The organism is Streptomyces sp. NPDC042102 (assembly GCF_055582305.1).
The window spans coordinates 260,533-281,075 of record NZ_JBVJDL010000001.1; the positions used below are offsets into that span (position 1 = coordinate 260,533).

At 72.4% G+C, this 20,543-nt stretch carries 20 protein-coding genes; 7 read left to right on the forward strand and 13 right to left on the reverse strand.

Annotation, left to right across the window (positions count from 1 at the left end; all coding sequences use genetic code 11):
• Window positions 1-15: 15 nt before the first annotated feature.
• The 4 genes from ACZ6KO_RS01055 (at window position 16) to ACZ6KO_RS01070 (ending at window position 4,167) form a co-directional block, all read left to right on the forward strand.
• Window positions 16-1,053, forward strand: coding sequence for an ABC transporter permease (locus tag ACZ6KO_RS01055; protein ID WP_469298401.1), 1,038 nt, complete (start codon window positions 16-18; stop codon window positions 1,051-1,053).
• A complete protein-coding gene (locus tag ACZ6KO_RS01060; protein ID WP_469298404.1) occupies window positions 1,050-2,036 on the forward strand; it encodes an ABC transporter permease in 987 nt (328 codons plus the stop codon). Before ACZ6KO_RS01055 ends, ACZ6KO_RS01060 begins: the two co-directional genes overlap by 4 nt.
• Entirely contained in the window at window positions 2,036-3,124 is a 1,089-nt protein-coding gene (locus tag ACZ6KO_RS01065; RefSeq protein ID WP_469298407.1) for an ABC transporter ATP-binding protein, read from the forward strand. Before ACZ6KO_RS01060 ends, ACZ6KO_RS01065 begins: the two co-directional genes overlap by 1 nt.
• Before the next feature lie 98 nt (window positions 3,125-3,222).
• Window positions 3,223-4,167, forward strand: coding sequence for an ABC transporter ATP-binding protein (locus tag ACZ6KO_RS01070; RefSeq protein ID WP_469301438.1), 945 nt, complete (start codon window positions 3,223-3,225; stop codon window positions 4,165-4,167).
• 78 nt (window positions 4,168-4,245) lie between these two features.
• Here the strand turns inward: ACZ6KO_RS01070 and ACZ6KO_RS01075 are convergent, their stop codons facing one another.
• Entirely contained in the window at window positions 4,246-6,312 is a 2,067-nt protein-coding gene (locus tag ACZ6KO_RS01075; protein ID WP_469298409.1) for a S9 family peptidase, read from the reverse strand.
• Window positions 6,313-6,397: 85 nt separating this feature from the next.
• On the opposite strand from ACZ6KO_RS01075, the gene ACZ6KO_RS01080 reads away from it, so the two are divergent.
• A complete protein-coding gene (locus ACZ6KO_RS01080; protein ID WP_469298410.1) occupies window positions 6,398-7,945 on the forward strand; it encodes an MFS transporter in 1,548 nt (515 codons plus the stop codon).
• Between the two features lie 16 nt (window positions 7,946-7,961).
• Here the strand turns inward: ACZ6KO_RS01080 and ACZ6KO_RS01085 are convergent, their stop codons facing one another.
• From ACZ6KO_RS01085 to ACZ6KO_RS01130, 10 genes are all read right to left on the reverse strand, one after another.
• On the reverse strand, window positions 7,962-9,338 hold the full coding sequence (locus tag ACZ6KO_RS01085; RefSeq protein ID WP_469298411.1) for a cytochrome P450: 1,377 nt from the start codon (window positions 9,336-9,338) through the stop codon (window positions 7,962-7,964).
• Between the two features lie 115 nt (window positions 9,339-9,453).
• A complete protein-coding gene (locus ACZ6KO_RS01090) occupies window positions 9,454-10,086 on the reverse strand; it encodes an excalibur calcium-binding domain-containing protein (protein WP_469298413.1) in 633 nt (210 codons plus the stop codon).
• A 220-nt stretch (window positions 10,087-10,306) separates the two neighbouring features.
• The gene (locus tag ACZ6KO_RS01095; RefSeq protein ID WP_469298415.1) at window positions 10,307-10,438 is read right to left on the reverse strand and encodes a hypothetical protein; all 132 of its coding nucleotides are present in this window, start codon (window positions 10,436-10,438) and stop codon (window positions 10,307-10,309) included.
• Window positions 10,435-11,070, reverse strand: a complete 636-nt coding sequence (locus ACZ6KO_RS01100) for a class I SAM-dependent methyltransferase (RefSeq protein WP_469298417.1) — start codon at window positions 11,068-11,070, stop codon at window positions 10,435-10,437. Before ACZ6KO_RS01100 ends, ACZ6KO_RS01095 begins: the two co-directional genes overlap by 4 nt.
• A gap of 64 nt (window positions 11,071-11,134) precedes the next feature.
• Window positions 11,135-11,563 (reverse strand): NUDIX hydrolase, encoded by a 429-nt coding sequence (locus ACZ6KO_RS01105; protein WP_469298419.1) that lies wholly within the window; start codon window positions 11,561-11,563, stop codon window positions 11,135-11,137.
• Complete coding sequence (locus ACZ6KO_RS01110) at window positions 11,538-12,377, reverse strand: STM4013/SEN3800 family hydrolase (protein ID WP_469298422.1); 840 nt, start codon at window positions 12,375-12,377, stop codon at window positions 11,538-11,540. Before ACZ6KO_RS01110 ends, ACZ6KO_RS01105 begins: the two co-directional genes overlap by 26 nt.
• Window positions 12,374-12,853, reverse strand: coding sequence for a hypothetical protein (locus tag ACZ6KO_RS01115; protein ID WP_469298424.1), 480 nt, complete (start codon window positions 12,851-12,853; stop codon window positions 12,374-12,376). Before ACZ6KO_RS01115 ends, ACZ6KO_RS01110 begins: the two co-directional genes overlap by 4 nt.
• Window positions 12,846-13,493 carry a dTMP kinase gene (locus ACZ6KO_RS01120; protein WP_469298426.1) on the reverse strand — a complete coding sequence of 216 codons (648 nt, stop codon included), beginning with the start codon at window positions 13,491-13,493 and terminating at the stop codon, window positions 12,846-12,848. Before ACZ6KO_RS01120 ends, ACZ6KO_RS01115 begins: the two co-directional genes overlap by 8 nt.
• Window positions 13,490-14,092 (reverse strand): hypothetical protein, encoded by a 603-nt coding sequence (locus ACZ6KO_RS01125; RefSeq protein WP_469298428.1) that lies wholly within the window; start codon window positions 14,090-14,092, stop codon window positions 13,490-13,492. The genes ACZ6KO_RS01120 and ACZ6KO_RS01125 overlap by 4 nt, the downstream gene beginning before the upstream one ends.
• Window positions 14,093-14,488: 396 nt before the next feature.
• Entirely contained in the window at window positions 14,489-14,698 is a 210-nt protein-coding gene (locus ACZ6KO_RS01130; RefSeq protein WP_469298431.1) for a hypothetical protein, read from the reverse strand.
• Between the two features lie 287 nt (window positions 14,699-14,985).
• Between ACZ6KO_RS01130 and ACZ6KO_RS01135 the strand changes: the two genes are divergently transcribed.
• Window positions 14,986-15,984 (forward strand): XRE family transcriptional regulator, encoded by a 999-nt coding sequence (locus tag ACZ6KO_RS01135; protein WP_469298433.1) that lies wholly within the window; start codon window positions 14,986-14,988, stop codon window positions 15,982-15,984.
• A 16-nt stretch (window positions 15,985-16,000) separates the two neighbouring features.
• Entirely contained in the window at window positions 16,001-16,579 is a 579-nt protein-coding gene (locus ACZ6KO_RS01140; RefSeq protein ID WP_469298436.1) for an HD domain-containing protein, read from the forward strand.
• Between the two features lie 233 nt (window positions 16,580-16,812).
• On the opposite strand, the gene ACZ6KO_RS01145 is transcribed toward ACZ6KO_RS01140, so the two are convergent.
• Both ACZ6KO_RS01145 and ACZ6KO_RS01150 read right to left on the reverse strand, forming a co-directional pair.
• Window positions 16,813-18,342, reverse strand: a complete 1,530-nt coding sequence (locus ACZ6KO_RS01145) for a helix-turn-helix domain-containing protein (protein WP_469298438.1) — start codon at window positions 18,340-18,342, stop codon at window positions 16,813-16,815.
• A gap of 194 nt (window positions 18,343-18,536) precedes the next feature.
• A complete protein-coding gene (locus ACZ6KO_RS01150; protein WP_469298440.1) occupies window positions 18,537-20,516 on the reverse strand; it encodes an amidohydrolase in 1,980 nt (659 codons plus the stop codon).
• Window positions 20,517-20,543 lie beyond the last annotated feature (27 nt).

The following is a 20,543-nucleotide window of genomic DNA, read 5'->3' on the forward strand; positions in this document are numbered from 1 at the left end:
GAGGCCCATCCCGTCATGACCGCCACCGCACCGGCCGCAGGTCCAGCGGCCCCGGGCGGGGACCCGGCCACGGACCCGGCCACGGACCCCGCCACGGACCCCGCCACGGACCCCGCCAAGGGCCCGGCGGACGGCCGGGCAGCCGGTCTCCCCCCGGGCAGCAGCCCCTGGCAGCTCGCCCGGCGGGAGCTCCGCCGCCGCCCCGCCGTCCGCGTCAGCCTCGCCGTCGTCCTCCTCTTCGTCCTCATGGCCGTCACCGCCCCCTGGCTGGGCGCACTCGGCGGCTGGTCCCCCGACGCGTTCGACAAGAGCGCCGTCGACCCCTACCTCGGCGGCCTGCCGATCGGCCCGCTCGGCGGCATCAGCTCCGAGCACTGGCTCGGCGTCGAACCCGTCAGCGGCCGCGACCTGTTCGCCCGCGTCGTCCACGGTGCCCAGGTCTCCCTCCTCATCGCCTTCGCCGCCACCGCCATCGTGGTCCTCGCCGGCACCGCCGCCGGGATCGCCGCCGGCTACTTCGGCGGCCGCACCGACGCCGTCCTGTCCCGCCTGATGGACCTCACCATGTCCTTCCCGTCGCTGATCTTCATGATCGCGATGATGTCGGTGGCCAAGGACGTCAACCGGATCGTGCTGATGACCGCCGTCATCGGCCTGTTCGGCTGGCCCGGCGTCGCCCGCGTGGTCCGCGGCCAGACCCTCTCCCTCAAACACCGCGAATACGTCGACGCCGCCCGCGTCGGCGGATCGAGCCCCTGGCGGATCCTGACCCGCGACATCCTCCCCGGCGTCGCCGGCCCCGTGATCGCGTACACGACCCTGCTCATCCCCGGGATGATCAGCACCGAGGCGGCGCTGAGCTACCTCGGCGTGGGCGTCCGCCCGCCCACCCCGTCCTGGGGCCAGATGATCGCCGAGTCCGTCGCCTTCTACGAGACCGACCCCATGTACTTCCTCATCCCCAGCACCTTCCTCTTCCTCGCGGTGCTCGCCTTCACCCTGCTCGGTGACGCCCTGCGCGACATCCTCGACCCCCGGGGCGGCCGCACATGATCCTCTATCTGGTCCGCCGGCTGCTCGCCCTCGCGGGCGTGCTGCTCGCGATCGCCGCCGTCACCTTCCTCGTCTTCTACGTGCTGCCCGCCGACCCGGCCGCTGCCGCCTGCGGCAAGACCTGCACCCCGGAGCGGATCGCCGACGTCCGCGCGTACCTGGGCCTGGACCAGCCGCTGTGGCGGCAGTTCGCCGACTTCCTCACCGGCATCTTCACCGGCCGCACGCTCGGCACCGGCCCGTACGCCGTCGCCTGCGACTTCCCGTGCCTGGGCTACTCGTACGAGAACTCCCTGCCCGTCTGGGACCTGCTGATGGACCGGCTCCCGGTCTCCGCCTCCCTGGCCGTCGGCGCCGCCGCCCTCTGGCTGCTGCTGGGCCTGGGCGCCGGCGTCACCGCCGCCCTGCGCAAGGACACCGTCACCGACAAGGCCCTGATGGTCGGCGCCGTCGCGGCCGCGTCGCTGCCCGTCTACTTCACCTCCGTGATGCTCATCTACGGAGTCATCCGCGTCGCCGGCCTGCTGCCCTACCCCACCTACCAGCCCTTCACCGAGAACCCCGCCGCCTGGGCCTCGAACCTGCTGCTGCCCTGGACCGCCCTCGCCCTGCTGTACGCCGCCATGTACGCCCGCCAGAGCCGCGGTTCGATGATCGAGGCGATGGCGGAGCCGTACATCCGCACCGCCCGCGCCAAGGGCCTGCCCGAGCGCACCGTCGTCGTCAAGCACGGCCTGCGCTCCGGCATGACCCCGGTCCTGACCATCTTCGGCATGGACCTCGGCGGCCTGCTCGCCGGAGCCGTCATCACCGAGTCCATCTTCGGACTCCCCGGCGTCGGACGGCTCTTCTACGGCGCGCTGGTCGGCGCCGACCAGCCCGTCGTCCTCGGCGTCACGCTGCTCGCCGCCTTCTTCATCGTCGTCGCCAACCTCGCGGTCGACCTCCTGTACGCCGTCGTCGACCCGAGAGTGAGGTACTGATGACGCACCCCGCACCCCTGCTCGACGTGCGCGACCTCCAGGTCACCTTCACCACCCCGCGCGGCCGGGTCCGAGCCGTGGACTCCCTCTCCTTCACCGTCGAGGCCGGCCGCACCCTCGGCATCGTCGGCGAGTCCGGCTCCGGCAAGTCCGTCACCTCGCTCGCCGTGATGGGCCTGCACCGCGGCGCCGAGGTCACCGGATCCATCGCCCTGGACGGGCGGGAACTGACCGGGATGGCGGAGAAGGAACTCTCCCGGCTGCGCGGCCGCCGCATGGCGATGATCTTCCAGGACCCGCTCTCCAGCCTGCACCCCTACTACACCGTCGGCGAGCAGATCGCCGAGCACCACCGGGTGCACTTCCGCGCCGGGCGGGCCGCCGCCCGCCGGCGCGCGATCGACATGCTCGGCGAGGTCGGCATCCCCGAACCCGCCCGGCGGGCGGGGGAGTACCCCCACCAGTTCTCCGGCGGCATGCGCCAGCGCGCCATGATCGCGATGGCCCTGGCCTGCGAACCCGACCTGCTGATCGCGGACGAGCCGACCACCGCCCTGGACGTCACCGTCCAGGCCCAGATCCTGGAACTGATCGCCCGGCTCCAGCAGGAGCGCGGCCTCGGCGTCGTGATGATCACCCACGATCTGGGCGTGGTCGCCCGCGTCGCCCACGAGGTGCTCGTCATGTACGGCGGCCGGGCCGCCGAACAGGCCGCGGTCGACGACCTGTTCACCGACCCCGCACACCCCTACACCCGCGGGCTGCTCGACTCGCTGCCGCGCCTCGACGACAGCGACGACCAGCCGCTGCGGGCCATCCCCGGAGCCCCGCCCTCCCTGCGCGAACCGGCCCCCGGCTGCGCCTTCGCCCCGCGCTGCGCCCGCGCCGCCGCCGGCACGGACGAGGACCGCGCCCGCTGCGCCACCCTCCGCCCGGCGCTGCGCCCGTACCCGGTCGCGGCCGCCTCCCCGGCCGCCGCTCCCGCCCGTACCGCGGCCTGCCACTTCGCCGGTCCGCACGACCCGCCGGCCGGCGCCGGCCCCGCCGCCGGGTCCGCCGCGGACCCCGTCCAGGAGGTGTCCCGATGACCACGGCGAACCCCACCGAGGCCCCCGAGGCCACGGCCGCGGCCGCCCCCGCTGCGGAGGGCGGCGACCGGCCCCTGCTGCGCGTCCGCGAGCTCACCATGGCCTTCCCCGGCCGGCGCGGCGCGACCGGCCGCCGCGGCCCGTCCGTGCGCGCCGTCGACGGCGTCTCCTTCGACCTCGCCGCCGGCGAAACCCTCGGTCTGGTGGGCGAATCGGGCTGCGGCAAGTCCACCACCGGCCGGATGCTGGTACGGCTGCTGGAACCCACCGCCGGCAGCATCACCTTCGACGGCCGGGACATCACCCATCTCCCCCAGGGCCGGCTCCGCCCGCTGCGCCGCCACCTGCAGATGGTCTTCCAGGACCCGCACTCCTCGCTCAACCCCCGCCAGACCGTGGCCCGGATCATCTCCGACCCGCTGCTGGTGCAGGGCTGGACGGCCGCCGACGCCCGCCGCCGCGCGGCGGAACTGATGGACCTGGTCGGGCTGATCCCGGAGCACATCGACCGCTACCCGCACGAGTTCTCCGGCGGCCAGGCCCAGCGCATCGGCATCGCCCGCTCGCTGGCCACCAGCCCCCGCCTGGTCGTCGCCGACGAGCCGGTCTCCGCCCTCGACGTCTCCGTCCAGGCGCAGATCGTCAACCTCATGGAGCGGCTGCGCACCGAACTGGGCCTGGCCTACGTGTTCATCGCCCACGACCTGTCCGTCGTCAAACGGGTCAGTGACCGGGTGGCGGTCATGTACCTCGGGCGGATCGTCGAGATCGGCGACAAGAAGTCCCTGTACGAGAACCCGCAGCACCCCTACACCCGGGCCCTGCTGTCCGCCGTGCCCCTGCCGGACCCGGCCGCCGAGCGCCGCCGCGAGCGCATCACCCTGCTCGGCGACCCGCCCAGCCCGGCCGCGCCGCCGCCCGGCTGCACCTTCCACCCGCGCTGCGCCAAGGCCCAGGAGATCTGCCGGACCGAGCGTCCGCTGCTGCGGATCGCCGGGACCGGCGCCGGCCGCGAGGTGGCCTGTCACTTCCCGGGGGACTGACGGGGAAACCCGGGAAGGAGCAAGGGCCCCGCGGCCGACGATGCCCGCGGGGCCCTTCGCTCGTGCGGCTCCCTGCGTTCAGCTCCCCGCGCTCAGCTCCCGGCGGAAGAAGGCCAGCTCCTGCCACATCAGCTTCTCCCGGACGCCACCGGGCGTCATGTGCGTCACCCCGGGCAGCGCCAGCAGCTGGTGCGGGCGGCCCGCGTCGGTGAGCGCCTGCGACAGCCGCAGGGTGTGGGAGGGGTGCACGTTGTCGTCGGCCAGGCCCGTGATCAGCAGCAGCGGCCGGGTCAGCGCGGGCGCGTCACCGATCAGGCAGTCCCGCTCGTAGACCTCCGGGTTCTCCTGCGGCAGGCCCAGGTAGCGCTCGGTGTAGGCGGTGTCGTAGGCGCGGAAGTCGGTCGGCGCGGCCCCGGCGGCGGCCGCGTGGAAGACGTCCGGGCGGCGCAGTACCGCCATCGCGGCCAGGTAGCCGCCGTACGACCACCCGCGCACCCCCACCCGGCCGAGGTCGAGGTCGGCGTGCCGGGCGCCGAGCGCCCGCAGGGCGGCCACCTGGTCCTCCAGGGTCACCGCGGAGAACCCGCGGAACATGGCGTGCGTGAAGGCGGGGGAGACGTACGGGGTGCCGCGGTTGTCGGCGGTGACGACGGCGAAGCCCTGGTCCGCCCACCACTGGCGGGCCTGCCAGCGGCGCGGTTCGGCGCAGACGTCCTGGAAGCCCGGGCCGCCGTAGGAGTCCATCAGCACCGGCAGCCGGCGGCCGGGGACATGGCCGCGCGGCCAGACGACCGCGGTGGGCACCCCGTGCTCGGTGACCCGTTCCAGCACCGGCGCCACGCGGTACGGCAGCGGCCGGGCGAGGTCGCGCGGGGTGAACTCGCGGCCGTCCGCGGTGCGTACGGTGCGCCGGAAGCCGCCGGCGCCGGCGGCCGTCAGCAGTAGTGCCCCCTCGGACGCCGTCACCGTGTGCACGCCGGGGGCGTCGGCGAGCGCCGTCAGCTCCCCGGAGTCCGGGTCGAGCAGCAGCACCTGCTGCTCGGAGGGGTCGCGCAGGCCCGCCTCGATCAGCAGCTTCCCCTCGTGCACGCCGGCCACCCGCCGTACCTGCACCATGTCGCCGGTGATCAGGGCGCCGTCCACGGCCAGCGCGCGGGCGGCTCCGCCCGGGTGGTCGGCGGCGGTGAGCATCCGGCCGTCGGGCAGCCGGGCGGGGGTGCCCGGCACCAGGGGGTCGACCCACTGCGGGTGGGTGGTGCGGGAGAGTTCGCGGGTGCGGCCGGTGGCCGGGTCGGCGCCGAGCAGGACCACGTTCTGCTGGAGCCGGTCCTGGACGGTCAGCAGGATCTCGTCGCTCGACTCCCACCCGGCGTCCGAGACGTACGGGAAGGTCTCCGCGTCCCACTCCAGCCGGACCCGGCGGCCCCCGGGACCGAGCACCCACAGCTGGACGTCGGCGTTCGGGCCGCCGGCCTGCGGGTACGCGAAGTCCTCGGCGGGCCGCTCGGGGTGGGCGGCGTCGGCGAAGTGACGGCGCGGCAGGGCGCCCTCGGCGACCCGGGCGGCGAGCAGGGTGACCCCGTCGGGCGACCACCAGTGGCCGCGGGCGCGACCGAGTTCCTCGGCGGCGGCGAACTCGGCCAGGCCCCAGCGGGCCCCGTCGGCCGGGCTGACCCGGCCGCCGGGGGCCGTGTACAGGGCGTCCCCGCAGACGTACGCGACGCGCGAGCCGTCGGTGTTGGGGCGCGGGTCGACGACGGGTCCGGCGGCCGGGACCTCCTTGGGGGCCGCGCCGCCGTCGCCCGGGACCTCGTAGAGCCGCCCGTGGAGCGCGAACACCGCGCGCAGGCCGTCGCCGGACAGGGCGTACGCTCCGATGCCGGCCGCGACCAGCCGGATCCGCTCGCGCAGCCGGCGTTCGGCGAGCGGCAGTTCACCGGGTTCGGGGGCCAGTTCGGCCGCGTCGGCGAGCAGGCGCTCGGCGCCGGTGGCGGTGTCGAGGACCCACAGGCTCTCCACGGGGTCGGTGGGGCCGGTGGAGCGCAGGAAGTACAGCAGCCGGGCCCCGTCCCCGAAGGCGAAGGCACGCGGGGAGCCGTAGGAGAAGCGTGCGGTCCGGGCCGAGAGGTCAAGGAAGTCATCCATGACTCTGTAGTGTGACATGTGAAATGGCACATCGCCTAGGCCATTCGAGTGGTGACCCGTAGGGGCCGGGCATAGCGTCGTAAGAGTGGATCAAAGCCCCCGGCCGACCCGGCACGGGAGCGCCGGTACGGCCGGGCCGCCCCGGCGCGGCCTCACGCTGTTCGTCATCGCCTCGTGCCAGCTCATGGTGGTCCTCGACGTCACCATCGTGAACATCGCGCTGCCGCACATCCAGACGGCCCTGGGCTTCTCCACCGAGAGCCTGTCCTGGGTGGTCAACGCCTACACCCTCACCTTCGGCGGACTGCTGCTGCTCGGCGGCCGCGCCGGCGACATCCTGGGCCGGCGGCGGGTCTTCGTCTTCGGCGTGCTGCTGTTCGGGCTGGCCTCGCTGCTCGGCGGCCTCGCGCAGAACTCCGGCCAGCTGATGGCGGCCCGCGCCCTCCAGGGCGCCGGTGGCGCGATCGCCTCCCCGACCGGGCTCGCGCTGATCAGCACGAACTTCCGTGAAGGGCCGGACCGCAACCGCGCGTTCGGCGTGTTCTCGGCCGTCTCGGCGGGCGGCGGCGCCATCGGGCTGCTGGCCGGCGGCATCCTCGTCGAATGGCTCGACTGGCGCTGGGTCCTCTTCGTGAACGTCCCGATCGCCGCGCTGATCGCGCTGGCCACCCCGCGCGTGATCACGGAGTCCGCGCGCCACCCCGGGCACTTCGACCTCGCCGGCGCCCTGACCTCCACGCTCGGCATGGTCGCGCTGGTCTACGGGTTCATCCGCGCGGCCCAGGACGGCTGGCGCGACCCGGTCACCCTGGCCTCGTTCGGCGCGGCGGTCGTCCTGCTCGCCGCGTTCGCCCTGGTCGAGCGGCACTCGCGGCAGCCGATCACTCCGCTGCACATGTTCGCCGACCGCAACCGTGCCGGGACGTACGGCATCATGCTCTTCTTCGCCTGCTCGGTCTTCGGCATGTTCTTCTTCCTGACGCTGTTCGTGCAGAACGTCCTCGGCTTCAGCCCGCTCCGGGCGGGTGTGGCCTTCCTGCCGGTCAGCGTGGTCGTCGCGGTCACGGCTGGCTTCACCTCGCGGATGCTGCCGAGGTTCGGGCCCAAACCGTTCATGGTGGCCGGCGCGCTGTGCGCGGCGGGGGGCCTGGCCTGGCTGACGCGGATCGACGTCCACTCCACGTACCTGGGCAGCATCCTGGGCCCGATGCTGGTGTTCAGCTGCGGTATGGGCATGCAGTTCGTGTCCCTGACCCTGATGGCCCTCTCCGGCGTCCCCGACCGCGAGTCGGGCGCGGCCTCGGGCCTGCTGAACACCACGCAGCAGGTGGGCGGCTCGCTGGGACTGTCCATCCTGGTCACGGTCTTCGGTACGGCCGGCCGCAACGAGGCGAGGGAGCAGGTGCCGGCCTTCCTCGCCGAGGCCCGCCCGGCGCAGAAGGTCCTCTTCGCCCGCACCGGCCGGCTCCCCGACCCCTGGGGCGACCAGGTCCTGGCCTCCGGCGTCTCGGCGGCCTTCGTCATGGGCTCCTGCTTCACGCTGGCCGCCGCCCTGATCGCCCTGTTCGTGATCCAGGTCCGCTCCTCGGACATCGAACGGCTGAAGGGCAACCACACCGCGGTCGGGGTGTGAGGGTCCCGTCCGCGGATCAGGGGCGCGGGCGGGCGCGCAGGCGGCAGCGGGCCGGGCCCGTGGGGCGCAGGGTGATGCCGGTCGTGACCGGGACCTCCGGGTCGACGGCGTCGAACGCGTAGCGGTCCAGGATCATCGCCAGGGCGATCACCGACTCCAGCATCGAGAAGTGCTGGCCGATGCACGCGCGCGGGCCGCCGCCGAACGGGAACCAGGCGTAGCGCGGGCGGCCCGCCTCCTGTTCCGGGGTGAAGCGGTCGGGGTCGAAGCGGTCCGGGTCGGGCCAGTGCCGCGGGTGGCGGTGGGTCACCCAGGGGGACACGATCACGTCCGCCCCGGCCGGCACGGTGTACCCGCCGATCTCGGTGGCGGCGACCGCCCGCCGCCCGATGACCGGCGCGGCCGGGTACAGCCGCATCGCCTCCTTCAGCACCCGCGTCAGGTACGGCAGCCGGTCCAGGTCGGCCGCCTGCGGCGGACGGCCGCCCAGCACCCGGTCGACCTCCTCGTGCGCCCGGGCCTGCTGCTCGGGGTGGCGGGCCAGCAGGTGCAGGGCGAACGCCAGTGAGGTGGCCGTCGTCTCGTGGCCCGCGAGCAGGAAGACGAGGACCTGGTCGCGCAGTTCGGTGGCGTCGAAGCCGGCGTCGCCGTCGCTGCGCGCGGCGGCGAGCAGCGCCAGCAGGTCCTGGCCGCCCTCGCCCGCCTCACCGGCCGCCCGCCGCTCGGCGACGATCCGGTCGCACACCCCGTACAGCTCGTCCATCGCCGCCGCGGCCCGCCGGTTGCCCGGAGTCGGCCAGTGCCGGGGGAGGTTGGCGGGGGAGTAGCCGCGCCGCATCACGTACGCGGCGATGACCGGGAAACACCGGTCGACGACCCCCACCGTCTCGTCGACGTCCGTACCGAACAGGATCCGGGCGACGGCGCGCAGCGCCAGCCGCATCATCTCGTCGGACACGTCGACCACCGCGCCGTCGTGCCAGCCGCCGATCGAGGCCGCCGTCTCGGCCGCGACCGCGTCGGCGTACCCGTCCACCCGCCTGCGGGTGAACAGCGGCTGCACCAGCCGCCGCTGGCGCAGGTAGTCCTCGTCCTGGCTGGTCAGCAGGCCGTTGCCGAAGGAGTCGCGGACCTCCTGGTAGAAGATGTTGTCCTTGCGGAAGTTGGCCGATTCCGACGCCAGCACCTGCTGGGCGCCCTCCGGGGAGAAGACGCAGTACATCTGCGCGCGCAGCCCGGGCGGCCCCGCGGCGATCCGTACGACGTCCCCGTGCGCCTGCTGGGCGCGCAGGAACGTGCCGAGGGAGTCGTTCCGGAGGTCGAGCAGCGACCCGAGCAGCGGTGTTCCGGCCGGGCCGGGGACCTCCGTACCGATCGTCGCGTCCACTGCCATGCCCGCCGCCCCCTCGACCCGCTGCCGTACCACTGCTCCGCCGCGTCGATTCTGCCCCCGCCGGGCCGGACCGGGCGAGCGTGCGGTCACCCGTCCGGCTGAATTCCGACGGTGGCTACTTGTCGCAGGCGATGCCGTCGTTGTCGCGGTCGAGGTGCCTGCCGTAGCCGGGCTGACCGCGCCGGATGGGTGCCGCGCCGGCCGCCTTGGCCTCGGCGCAGTTCTTGTAGGAGACGCTGCCACCGCCCCCGCCCGTCGTCGTCGGCGCGTCCGGGGCCTTCGTGGAGGGTGCCGGCGCGGGTGCCTTCGACGGGGCCTTCGAGGCCGCGGCCGACGGCCCCTTCGCCGGTGGCGGTGTGCTCGGACCCTTTCCGGGCTTCAGGGTGGCCCCGGCCTGTTCGGGACACGGCGTCCCGGGCGCCGTCAGCGACAGCTCGACGCGGCCGCCGGGCGTGACCTCGGCCCCTGCCGCCGGCGTCTGGAAGCACACGGTCCACGCCGCGTGGTCCCCGGGGAGCCGTACGTCCGCGTACGCGCTGCGCGGTTCGAGCGTGACCGCGACGCCGAGCTTGTTCACGGCCGCCGCGGCGTCGGTGAACCCCTGCCCGACGACCTGCGGCATCACCGGTGCGGTGGGCGCGCTCGGCGCGGCCGCGGCCTTGTCCGCGCCCTTGGTGCCGGACCCCTTCCCCGTGCCGCCCCCGCAGCCGGCCCCGAGCAGCACCACCGCCCCCACCACGGCCACCACGGCGACTCTTCGAGCACCGAAACCACCGAACCCACCGAATCCACCGAACACGATCAAGCCCCCCCAGGACCGGAACTCCGCGAAACCGCCGCAGCATATGCGCCCATCGCCGCGGACGTGGGGCTTTTCCGGTATGTCCGGCGACGACCGGGGCACGCCGTACGGACGCCCTGCTCCTGGTGCCGGGAGAGGGGGCACTGCTGTGTCTGGGCACGGCCGGTCAGGCCAGCGCCTCCGGGTTCCACGCTGCCAGGTGGTCGGACAGCACCGTGGCCGCGTCCGGGGTTGTGGCGCGCAGGGCCACCATCGCGGCCACGATCGTGTCGCAGAGCTCGGCCTGGAGGTCGGTCACGCCGTGGCCTCTACGATCAACGTGCCGATCGTCTGCTTGTCCTTCGGGCAGGGGAGCCGGCGCCCCGTCGCCGACGTGAATCCGGCGTCCAGCAGCTTCTTCTCCCACATGTAGGGCCGATAGCACCAGCGGGTGATGGTCACCAACTCCTCGCCCGGCGTATACATGTCGTACTCGTGCGGGCCGGGGCACTCGCCGGACGGCGGGAGGTGCGAGAACACGAAGCGTCCCCCTGGTTTGAGGGCGCGGCGGACCAGCGGCAGCAGCACGGCGGGGTCGGTGAACCAGACCGCGCCGAAGACGGAGTACACCGAGTCGAACTCCGCCGCGTGCTCGGCCAGATACTCCTCGGCCCTCGCGCAGTGAACCTCGATCAGCTCTCCGAACCTCTCGCGGGCCGCTGCGGCCTGCACTGCGGAGACGTCCACACCGACCGCTACAGCCCCGGTGCGCGCCACGAGGGAGAGGTTGTCGCCCTTGCCCATGCCGAGGTCCAGGACGCGCTTGCCGGGGCCGGTGTGGAGGAGTTCGAGGCCGGGTCCGTGGGCGCTGTACTGCGTCCATGCGAACCGGCCCCAGGGTTCCTCGGAAGCCGGCCATTCTCCGAACTTCTCCCAGGACGGCTCGCCCATGTGGTCGTCTCCTTTGTGGCCGAGGTGCGCTGCATGGGGATGGTGCTCCTGTGGCGTGACGGTCTTAAGGGCAGAGGCGCCGCTGGGCGAGCAGCAATGCAAGGGGGCCGCCCGGGAGGAGGAAACGGCCTCCTTCCGCGGCCTTGACGGCATCCTCCATCGGCCACCACATGAGCTTGAAGTCCTCTTCCCCCTCGGCGAGCTGCTGGGGGCCGAGGGTGAGGTCTTCGGCGAGGAAGAGAGACATGCGGGCGGGCGAGGCGAGGGTGATGGCGTAGGTGCCGAGTTCGGTCCATGCGCCGGCGGAGATTCCGGCTTCTTCGCGGAGTTCCCGGCGTGCGCCTTCCAGCGGTGTCTCGCCGCGGTCGAGACGTCCTCCGGGAAGGAAGAGGTCACCGTGCTTGGCGGTCCGGCTGGTCAGCAGGGCGATGAGTCCCTGGCTGTCGCGGGCGACGATGACAGCTGCGTCACGCTGTTCGGGAAGGATCTCCATGTGCCCGGAGGTTACTCCGGGGGCCGGCCGTGAACGCGGCGAATGGCACGTTCATCACCGTGGGGTGGACGATTCCGCGACCGTAGTATCCGTCCTCGCCGAAGGCGTCGCCGTGGTCGGCGCAGATGATGACCAGCCACCGCTTCTTGGTGGTGAAGCCGGTGATCAGGCGGCCGAGGTGCTCGTCGGCGTAGGCGAGGGCGGCGCTCTGGGATTCCCACGTGTCGGTGCTCTGGCCGAGGTAGTGGCCGTGGGGGACGTGGGTGGCGGAGACGTTGACGAACAGGAACAGCGGGCGGCCTTCGTACTTGGCCGCGATGGCGAGGGCCTCGTCGGTTTGGTGGCGGGTTGAGTCCGGCTCCGGCGAGCAGAATTCGGGGCGCCAGTGGTCTTCGTCGAAGAGATCGGGCAGGACGGAGCCGAGCGGAGTCTCGCGGGAGAAGTAGGTGACCCCGCCGACGCAGACGGTCCGGTAGCCGTGGTCCACGAGGCCGGCGAGCAGGTTGGGCGCGTCGAAGACGAACGTCTGCGAGGCGACGTCCTTGAACGCGGGCGGGCGGCATTCCCACAGCCGCGGGGGTTGCTCGGGCCGCGGCAGCTTGGGCAGGAAGCCGGAGAAGAAGGCCATGTGCGCGGGCAGCGTGAAGGTTCCCGGGGTCCGGCGCTCCTCCCACTGGCCGCCGGGCAGGATCTTGGCCAGGTGCGGGGTCTTCCCGGCGTGTGTGGTGGCCCGTGCGACGTCATAGCGCAGGGAGTCGAGGGTGACGAAGAGGATGCTGGTCCCGGCGTGGATGATCTCGGCGGTGTTGATCACAGAGTCTCCTCGGGGTACCGCTGGATGCGGCCCTTGCAGCCCGCGTTCACGGGGATGGGTACGCGGTCTTCGGCGATCATCAAGCGGATCAGGGCGATCCCGGTGTCCTCGGTCAAGCGGGAGCCGTACCGGTCGTACAGGGTGACGGTGACCGTGCTGCCGGCCGTGGCGACCCGCATCCCGGGGATACCGTCGGCCTCCTTCATCGCGGCCAGCAGCTGGCCTTCGTCGGCGGTGCCGAGGTCGAGGACGGTGCACGCGTAGTGCTGGGCGTTGATGGCGCCCAGGCACATACGGTCGAAGAACTCGGCGGTGGTCGGCTGTCCGTCGTGGGCGACCAGGAGCCGGTCTGCGCGGGTGGTGACGACGAAGCAGGCGCCCATCCACCAGGCAACGCCGGGATGGATCTCCTCCGGGAACCGTCCGGTGGCGCCACCGTCGCGGATGACGGCCTCGGTGTCGATGGGGTTAAGCACGGGCGCTCTCCACATGAGCGGTGATGATGTCGGCGATGTCGTTGGGCGTGAGGTCGTCGGTGTCCAGGACGATCGCTGTGGGGTCGTCCGCGGCAACGGTCTCGAAGTTGGCTACGAGCTGCTTGAGCCGGCCGGGGACGCCGAATAGGTCGGTGTCGTCCTGCTTCTTGTCGTGCTTGACGGCCATGCGCTGGCGGAGGGTGGCCTCGGAGCACCGTAGGTAGAAGGTGAGGGTAGGCGCGACGAGATAGGGGCGGAACGGAGCGATCAGCCGGTCGACTTCGGCGGGGTCGGCGCCGTGGACAGCTGCCTGGCAGGCGGTGACCGACGGCGCGTAGCGGTCGGCGATGACCGGGCCGACGGCCAGGGCACGGCGGATGCGGTCGGAGACGTGCAGGAGGCCGGAGAGGTAGAACGCGAGGCCGGGGAGCGGGTTCATGCGGTGGGCTTCGTCGGACCATCCGGAGTGGGGTGGGGCCAGGGTGTGCAGGGCGATGCCGCTCCAGCGTTCGGCGAGGAGAGCCGCCAGCCTGGTCTTGCCGACGCCGGAGAAGCCCTCCAGGGCGACGAACGAGTGGTCGTCGTACTCGTCATAGGTGATGGGTTCGAACGCGGCGGGGAGAGCGATGGTCTCGGTCACAGGGTCCCCTCGGTGAAGGCGGTGACGTGCGCGGCGATGGCTTCGGCGAGTCGGGCCGGGTCGTCCAGCAGGTGCTTGATGTCCAGGCGCAGGTCGTCGCGCAGGAGGCAGGGCTGGATGCCGCCGGCGTGGTCGGCGCGCAGGGCCCAGAGTCCTTCGACGCACTTGGGACGGACGGGGCAGGTGCCGCACTGGCCGACGTGGTGGCGGCCGAGGTCGCGGTGGATGACGTCGATTTCCACACCGTCGATGCCGAAGACTCGGCGGCCCTGCCCGACCCCGGCGATCTCGGTGCGTTCGTCGGTGGCCAGCGTCCGCAGGTGGCTGATGATGTCGTCGGCCGGGACCGCGGAAGCGGCGCGGTCTTCGTTGAAGTCGGTGCCGACCAGCTCGATGAACTGCACGGGCATGCGGCGGTCCAGGGCGAAGCCGAGGATGTCGCGGACCTCGTGCGCGTTCTCCTTCTGGAGCAGACAGTTCAGCTCTACGTTGTCGAAGATCTCGCGGGCGGCTTCGATTCCGTCCAGCACGCAGTCGATTCCGATGCGGGTGCCGGCGATGGCCTTGACGCTCTCGTCGGAGAAGTAGTGCAGCGACACCTTGACCGTGTCCAGCGGGGTCTTCGCGAGCCACGACTGGTGGGTGCGGACGTGGGTGCCGTTGGTGGTCCTGGACTGCGTTGACGACGGTCAGGAAGTCGTCGGCGCTGTAGTGCCGAGTGCGCGGCTGGCGGGTGCGGTCCCGGCGCGTGAGGGGCGGCGGCACGTCGGCTTCGTTGTGGCAGAACCAGCAGGCGATGTTGCAGCGGGGCGTGAGCGAGACCCGGAACTGGCCGCCCAGGGCCGCGAAGTTCCGGAACGCGGTCCAGTCGACGGAAGGCGGGGCGGGAAGGGTGGATGCGACGGTCACGTGGTGCGCCTCTCGGTCGTATCGAGTGGTGCGAGTGGTGCGGCCCGCCCCGGGCCGTAGGAAGCGGGGCGGGTGCCTGTGGGGTGCTACCGGGGGTCGGCTTCGCGGAGCGCCTGGTGATCGGCAATGACCCACTCCACTCCACCGCCGGGGGGCCGCAGGAAGACGGCCTCGGGGATGACCCGTCGGGTCTGGGGGTCCTCCCACTCGCCGATGAACTGCTCGATGCCCTCGCGGTCCTTGGCGGGGTCCAGAACGCGGGCGCCCTCGTGAAGCCAGCCGGGCCGCCTGCTCACGTCTCTTCCTCCCGCGGCACCTCGGAGCGGCGCAGGAGCTTCAGCCCGCTGCGTGGGGGACGTCAACGGCCTTTCCCCTTCCGGGTGCTGTCCGTTTCCGCGTCTTGAACGTACGGTCGCTGGAGACGCGATAGGACTGACTGGCAGTACGTGTTGGGGGACGGAGCGTCGTCGGGGAGCTGGGCATGGCGGGTGCACCGCCCGCACGGGGACGTGCGGCCACAGGAGCGATTGCCGGCTTTGTGCTGAGGCTGGCGCGGGAGAGCATCCCGCGTACGCAGGTGGCCATGGCGGAGGCCCTGGGCGTGGACCTGGGCACCTTGCAGGGCTGGGAGTCCGGCCGGCGCCCGCTGGCGAACATGAAGGCCGGGGCGCTGCTGAATCTGCGGCGACGTCTTGGGGCCCTGGGTGCGGACGCGGGTCTGGTGGGGCTGCTCGATCCGGCGATGGACGCAGACCTGATCATCGGGGCCGCCCTCGATCCGCCCGAGGAGATCGCGCTTCATCCGCTGGCGTCGTGGGTGCACACCAGGGAGACCGCGCACATGCTGGCGTGGGCCTTGACCGGTACGCCGCCGCCTGCTCTGGCGGGGCGGGTTCCGGCTCCCCGCCGTGGCCCGTCGGCGTCGGCTCCGCTGCTGGGCGCGGGCGAGCGGGCGGAGTTCTTCGAGCACCTGCGGGAGACCGCCGAGTCGGCCCGGCGCGGCGAGGGCAGGGTGCTGCTGCACCGGCAGGCCCTGTATCTGGCGTCGTACGACCGGGGGCCGGAGGCGGTCTCGTGGACGGCGCACGCCTTGCACGCCCGGCGGGGAGTGCTGGGCCGCCGGGGATGGTCGGAGCACTGGGCGGAAGCGCGGTCCACGGCAACGGCACTGGCCCGGCTGGGCGACCCGCAGCCGCTGCTCGATTTCATCGAGCGCTCGCTGGCCGGCGACGACACGGCGGAAGCGGCGAACCTGAACTACTGGGCGTACTGGCTCGGCGGAGTCCGCCTTCCGCAGGCTGACGACGGGTTCATGCGCGACCGGGATCTGACCGGCTGGGATCCGGTGACATTGCTGCGGGGGCTGACCTACGGGCTGCACTATGCACCCGGGTACGCGGACCTGTACGCCCACACGCTGTGGGCCCTGCTGACGGCGCATCCCTGGCTGCCTCGGGCATCGGGGGTGCTGGTGAGGGAGCTGGAGGAGCGTACTGGGCGGTTACTGGACGGGCGGGGGATCTCCGAAAGGTCGCGGCACGAACTGAGCGCGGTGCATTACGTTTTGCGTGATCGCACCTGAGAGCGGAGGTCACCACATGGCAGACGAGACGGCGAACGCGCAGGCAACGGCCGCGTTCATCTTCGAGATGGGCGTCATGAAGCAGGCCAAGCGGACCGGGTGGTGGTTCACCGGCAACAACAACCCCGAGTCGATCGCCGACCACTCGTTCCGCGTGGGCATCATCGGTGCCGTGCTGGCCATGATGGAGGGCGTGGATCCGGCGAAGGTCGCCCTGATGTGCCTCTTCCACGACACCCAGGAGACCCGGATCGGGGACATCCCGCACATCGGCCGCCGCTACATCGACGTCGCCGACAACGTGGACGTCACCGCGGATCAGGTGGCCCGCGTACACCCCGCCGTCCGCTCCGGTGTGCTGCGTGTGGTCGAGGCGTACGAGGCCAACGACACCCCCGAGGCGATTGTCGCCAAGGATGCGGACAAGCTGGAGTGCCTCGTGCAGGCCGTGGAGTACCGGGCGCAGGGCAACACGCTGGTCCAGGACTGGATCGACACCTCGCTGGCCAGCCTCAAGACCGCGTCCGCGCAGGCTCTGGCCGAGAAGGCCCTGACGATGTCCCCACTGGAGTGGCGGCAGGCCTTCCTCGGCTGATCCTGGCGTACAGAAGCCCCCGCGGGGCCGGCTGGGTGCCGGTACCGGTGCGGGGGCTTCGGGCGTTGTACGGGTCAGTTGTGCCCCCTCAGGGCCTTCCGCCTCCCACAGGGGATGGTCGATGGAAAACGCTGGGAGGTGTCGAGAGGTGTTGGAAGGTGTTTCCGCAGGTCAGGGGGCTGGATTCGGGGGAGTGGCGCTGAGTCCCGACTGGTCCCGTTTTGCTCCCCGCGTTAGATGTCCCGGAACGTCTCGATCTGGGCGCCGACCGAGTTGAGGCGTTCGGCCAGGTCCTCGTAACCGCGGTTGATGACGTAGACGTTGCGCAGCACCGAGGTGCCCTCCGCCGCCATCATCGCCAGCAGGACCACGACCGCCGGGCGCAGGGCCGGCGGGCACATCATCTCCGCCGCGCGCCAGCGGGTGGGGCCCTCGACCAGGACGCGGTGCGGGTCCAGGAGCTGCAGGCGCCCGCCGAGGCGGTTCAGGTCGGTCAGGTAGATGGCCCGGTTGTCGTACACCCAGTCGTGGATCAGGGTCTGGCCCTGGGCCACGGCCGCGATGGCCGCGAAGAACGGGACGTTGTCGATGTTCAGCCCCGGGAACGGCATCGGGTGGATCTTGTCGATCGGGGCTTCGAGCTTGGACGGGCGGACCGTCAGGTCGACCAGGCGGGTACGGCCGTTGTCGGCGACGTACTCCGCCGACCGGTCGTGGTCCAGGCCCATCTCCTCCAGCACCGCGAGCTCGATCTCCATGAACTCGATCGGCACCCGGCGGATGGTCAGTTCGGACTCGGTGACGACCGCCGCGGCCAGCAGGCTCATCGCCTCGACCGGGTCCTCGGACGGCGAGTAGTCCACGTCCACGTCGATGGTGGGCACACCGTGCACGGTCAGGGTGGTGGAGCCGATGCCCTCGACCTTGACGCCCAGCGCCTCCAGGAAGAAGCACAGGTCCTGGACCATGTAGTTGGAGGAGGCGTTGCGGATGACGGTGACGCCGTCGTGCCGGGCGGCCGCCAGCAGCGCGTTCTCGGTGACGGTGTCCCCGCGCTCGGTCAGCACGATCGGGCGGTCGGGGTGCACGCCCGTCTCGACCTGTGCGTGGTAGATGCCCTCGGTCGCGGTGATGTCCAGGCCGAACCGGCGCAGCGCGATCATGTGCGGCTCGATGGTGCGGGTGCCGAGGTCGCAGCCGCCGGCGTACGGCAGCCGGAAGCGGTCCATGCGGTGCAGCAGCGGGCCGAGGAACATGATGATGCTGCGGGTGCGGCGGGCCGCCTCCGCGTCGATGGCGTCCATGTCGAGCTCGGCCGGCGGGACGATCTCCAGGTCCACGCCGTCGTTGATCCAGCGGGTGCGCACGCCGATGGAGTTCAGGACCTCCAGCAGGCGGTACACCTCTTCGATGCGCGCCACCCGGCGCAGCACCGTGCGGCCCTTGTTGAGCAGCGAGGCGCACAGCAGCGCGACACACGCGTTCTTGCTCGTCTTGACGTCGATCGAACCGGACAGCCGGCGGCCGCCGACGACGCGCAGGTGCATCGGGCCGGAGTAGCCCAGAGAGACGATTTCGCTGTCGAGGGCCTCGCCGATCCGGGCGATCATCTCAAGGCTGATGTTCTGGTTGCCGCGCTCGATCCGGTTCACTGCGCTCTGGCTGGTGCCGAGCGCATCGGCAAGCTGACTCTGTGTCCAGCCCCGGTGCTGCCGGGCGTCACGGATGAGCTTGCCGATGCGTACGAGGTAGTCGTCTGCCATGGGTGCACGGTATCTCAGATATGAGATGTCGTTCGCATCGGGCGTGGCGGACGGGTGTTACCGACCGTCAGATTCCATCGGGCCGGTCCTCGCGGCGAGATGACCGCCGGCCGGGAGAATGGTGGGATTTGTACTCCTTCCGGACGATGGGGGCGATCGGGGTGATTCGGAGTGGATGAAGGGGGTTCGGAACGTCAGTGCGTGCCGTGGCCGCACGCCGCGTGCCGGTCGCCGTGCACCGCGCCGTACGACGCCGGGCGGGACGCCGCGCCGCGCGCCACCCGGTCCGCGGCGGCCCGGCCGGACGCCGACCCGGCGTCGTGCACGACGCGCCCGCCGACCAGCGTCATCCGTACCTGCGTACCGCTGATGTCGGCCACCGGGCAGCGCGTCACATCGCGGTCCAGCAGCACCAGATCCGCCGCCCGGCCCCGCTCGACGGTGCCCGTCAGGCCGTCCTGGCGCAGCTGCCACGCCGTGCCCAGGGTGTGCGCCCGCAGGGCGGAGGTCCGGTCGAGGCCCTCCTGCTCCCGGTACAGCGGGCCCCTGCCGTACGCGCCCTGCCGGTCGACGGCGGTCCGCAGCTGGTTCCACACCTGGAGCGCGTCCACCGGCCAGTCGGAGCCGCCCGACAGCCGGGCGCCCGCCCGCTCCAGGCTGCGCGCCGGGTACATCCAGCGGTGCCGGCGCGGCCCGATGTACGGCAGCAGCGCCTCCTGCGTCCAGGTGTCCTCGGCCGCCCACTGCAACTGCATGCAGGCGGCCACCCCCAACTGCGCGAACCGGCGCAGATCGGCCGGGTCGACGATCTGGAGGTGTGCGATCGCGTTGCGCGCGTCACGCTGCCCCGTCACACGGCGCGCGTACGCATATCCGTCCAGAGCGGTCCGTACCGCCCGGTCGCCCAGTCCGTGCGCGTGCATCTGCCAGCCGATCCGGTTGAAGGCGGCCGTCAGCTTCCCGTAGTCGGCGGCCGAGGTGTACAGCTCGCCGCGGTTGCCGGTCGGCCTGCCGTCACCGTCCAGGTACGGCTCCAGCAGCGCCGCCGTCTGCGCCGGGTACTCGATGACCCCGTCCAGGAACACCTTGATCATCCCGAGCCGGAGCCCGGACACCCCCCGGAACTCCCGTTCCAGCCCCCGCGCGTACGCCACCGAGGCCGCCGGATCCTTGGTCTGCTCCACGTCCAGGCGCACGGCCGCGACGATCCGCTGCGGGAGCTGCCCGGCGGCGGAAAGTGCCTGGTAGAGCTCCAGTTCGTGGCGCCCGGCCCAGGCGTCCATGAAGGTGGTGATCCCGGAGGCGGCCGCCTCGGCCAGCACCCGGGCGCACGCGGTGACCAGCTGCTCCCGGGTCGGCGCCGGGATGTGCCGCTTCACCAGCTCCTGCGCGTCGTCCTTGAGCACCCCCGTCGGCTGCCCGTCCGCACCCTTGACGATCTTGCCGCCGGCCGGGTCGGGCGTCGTCGCCGTGATGCCCGCGATCTCCAGGGCGCGCCGGTTGGCCCACAGGTTGTGGCCGTCGCCGCCGACCAGCACGAGGGGCCGCCGGGTGGGCAGCGCGTCGAGCATCGTGTGGTGCGGGACCGTGCCGGTGGGCAGCAGCCCGACCGGGTTCCAGTCCTCCACCACCAGCCACCGGTCCGGCTCCGCGCCCGCACCGCCGGTCTCGGCGAGGAAGCCGGTGAGGATCTCCGTGAGCTGGGAGAGGGTGGTCTCGGCGCCGTCCAGGGAGGGCCGCAGCGACCGGTCGCCCGCGCCCAGCGGGTGCGCGTGGCCGTCGTGGATGCCGCTCATCACGGTGTTCCCGCGCGCGTCGACCACCTCGGTGTCGCGGCCGGCCAGCCGGCGTACGTCGGCGTCGCGCCCGGTCGCCAGGATCCGGCCGTCCCGGCCCACGGCCACGGCCGTCACGGGGGCGCCGCCGGAGGTGCCCGTGAACACCCGGGCGTTGTGGAACACCAGCGCCGCGCCGGTGCGGCCGCCCGCAGCGGCCGCCGTACCGGCGCCCGCGGTGGCCAGCAGCCCGGCCGTACCGGCGGCCCCGGCCGCGACGAGCACGCCGCGCCGCGAGAGCGAGGCCCGGGCGGATCCGGCGGACCCGGCAGGCCCGGTGGACCCGTCGGCCGCGGAAGACCGCGGGGAGGACCCGGGGAAGGACGAGGATTCCGTCATGACCACTCCAAACTCTCGGCTGTGGCC

What these genes read in the sequence shown, in the direction of transcription:
- ACZ6KO_RS01055 (WP_469298401.1), top strand. Translation starts at nt 16, where the DNA reads ATGACCGCCACCGCACCGGCCGCAGGTCCAGCGGCCCCGGGCGGGGAC.
- ACZ6KO_RS01105 (WP_469298419.1), bottom strand. Translation starts at nt 11,563, where the DNA reads ATGGAGATCCTTCCCGAACAGCGTGACGCAGCTGTCATCGTCGCCCGC.
- ACZ6KO_RS01150 (WP_469298440.1), bottom strand. Translation starts at nt 20,516, where the DNA reads ATGACGGAATCCTCGTCCTTCCCCGGGTCCTCCCCGCGGTCTTCCGCG.
- ACZ6KO_RS01065 (WP_469298407.1), top strand. Translation starts at nt 2,036, where the DNA reads ATGACGCACCCCGCACCCCTGCTCGACGTGCGCGACCTCCAGGTCACC.
- ACZ6KO_RS01145 (WP_469298438.1), bottom strand. Translation starts at nt 18,342, where the DNA reads ATGGCAGACGACTACCTCGTACGCATCGGCAAGCTCATCCGTGACGCC.
- ACZ6KO_RS01085 (WP_469298411.1), bottom strand. Translation starts at nt 9,338, where the DNA reads ATGGCAGTGGACGCGACGATCGGTACGGAGGTCCCCGGCCCGGCCGGA.
- ACZ6KO_RS01140 (WP_469298436.1), top strand. Translation starts at nt 16,001, where the DNA reads ATGGCAGACGAGACGGCGAACGCGCAGGCAACGGCCGCGTTCATCTTC.
- ACZ6KO_RS01075 (WP_469298409.1), bottom strand. Translation starts at nt 6,312, where the DNA reads ATGGATGACTTCCTTGACCTCTCGGCCCGGACCGCACGCTTCTCCTAC.
- ACZ6KO_RS01070 (WP_469301438.1), top strand. Translation starts at nt 3,223, where the DNA reads ATGGCCTTCCCCGGCCGGCGCGGCGCGACCGGCCGCCGCGGCCCGTCC.
- ACZ6KO_RS01060 (WP_469298404.1), top strand. Translation starts at nt 1,050, where the DNA reads ATGATCCTCTATCTGGTCCGCCGGCTGCTCGCCCTCGCGGGCGTGCTG.
- ACZ6KO_RS01100 (WP_469298417.1), bottom strand. Translation starts at nt 11,070, where the DNA reads ATGGGCGAGCCGTCCTGGGAGAAGTTCGGAGAATGGCCGGCTTCCGAG.
- ACZ6KO_RS01135 (WP_469298433.1), top strand. Translation starts at nt 14,986, where the DNA reads ATGGCGGAGGCCCTGGGCGTGGACCTGGGCACCTTGCAGGGCTGGGAG.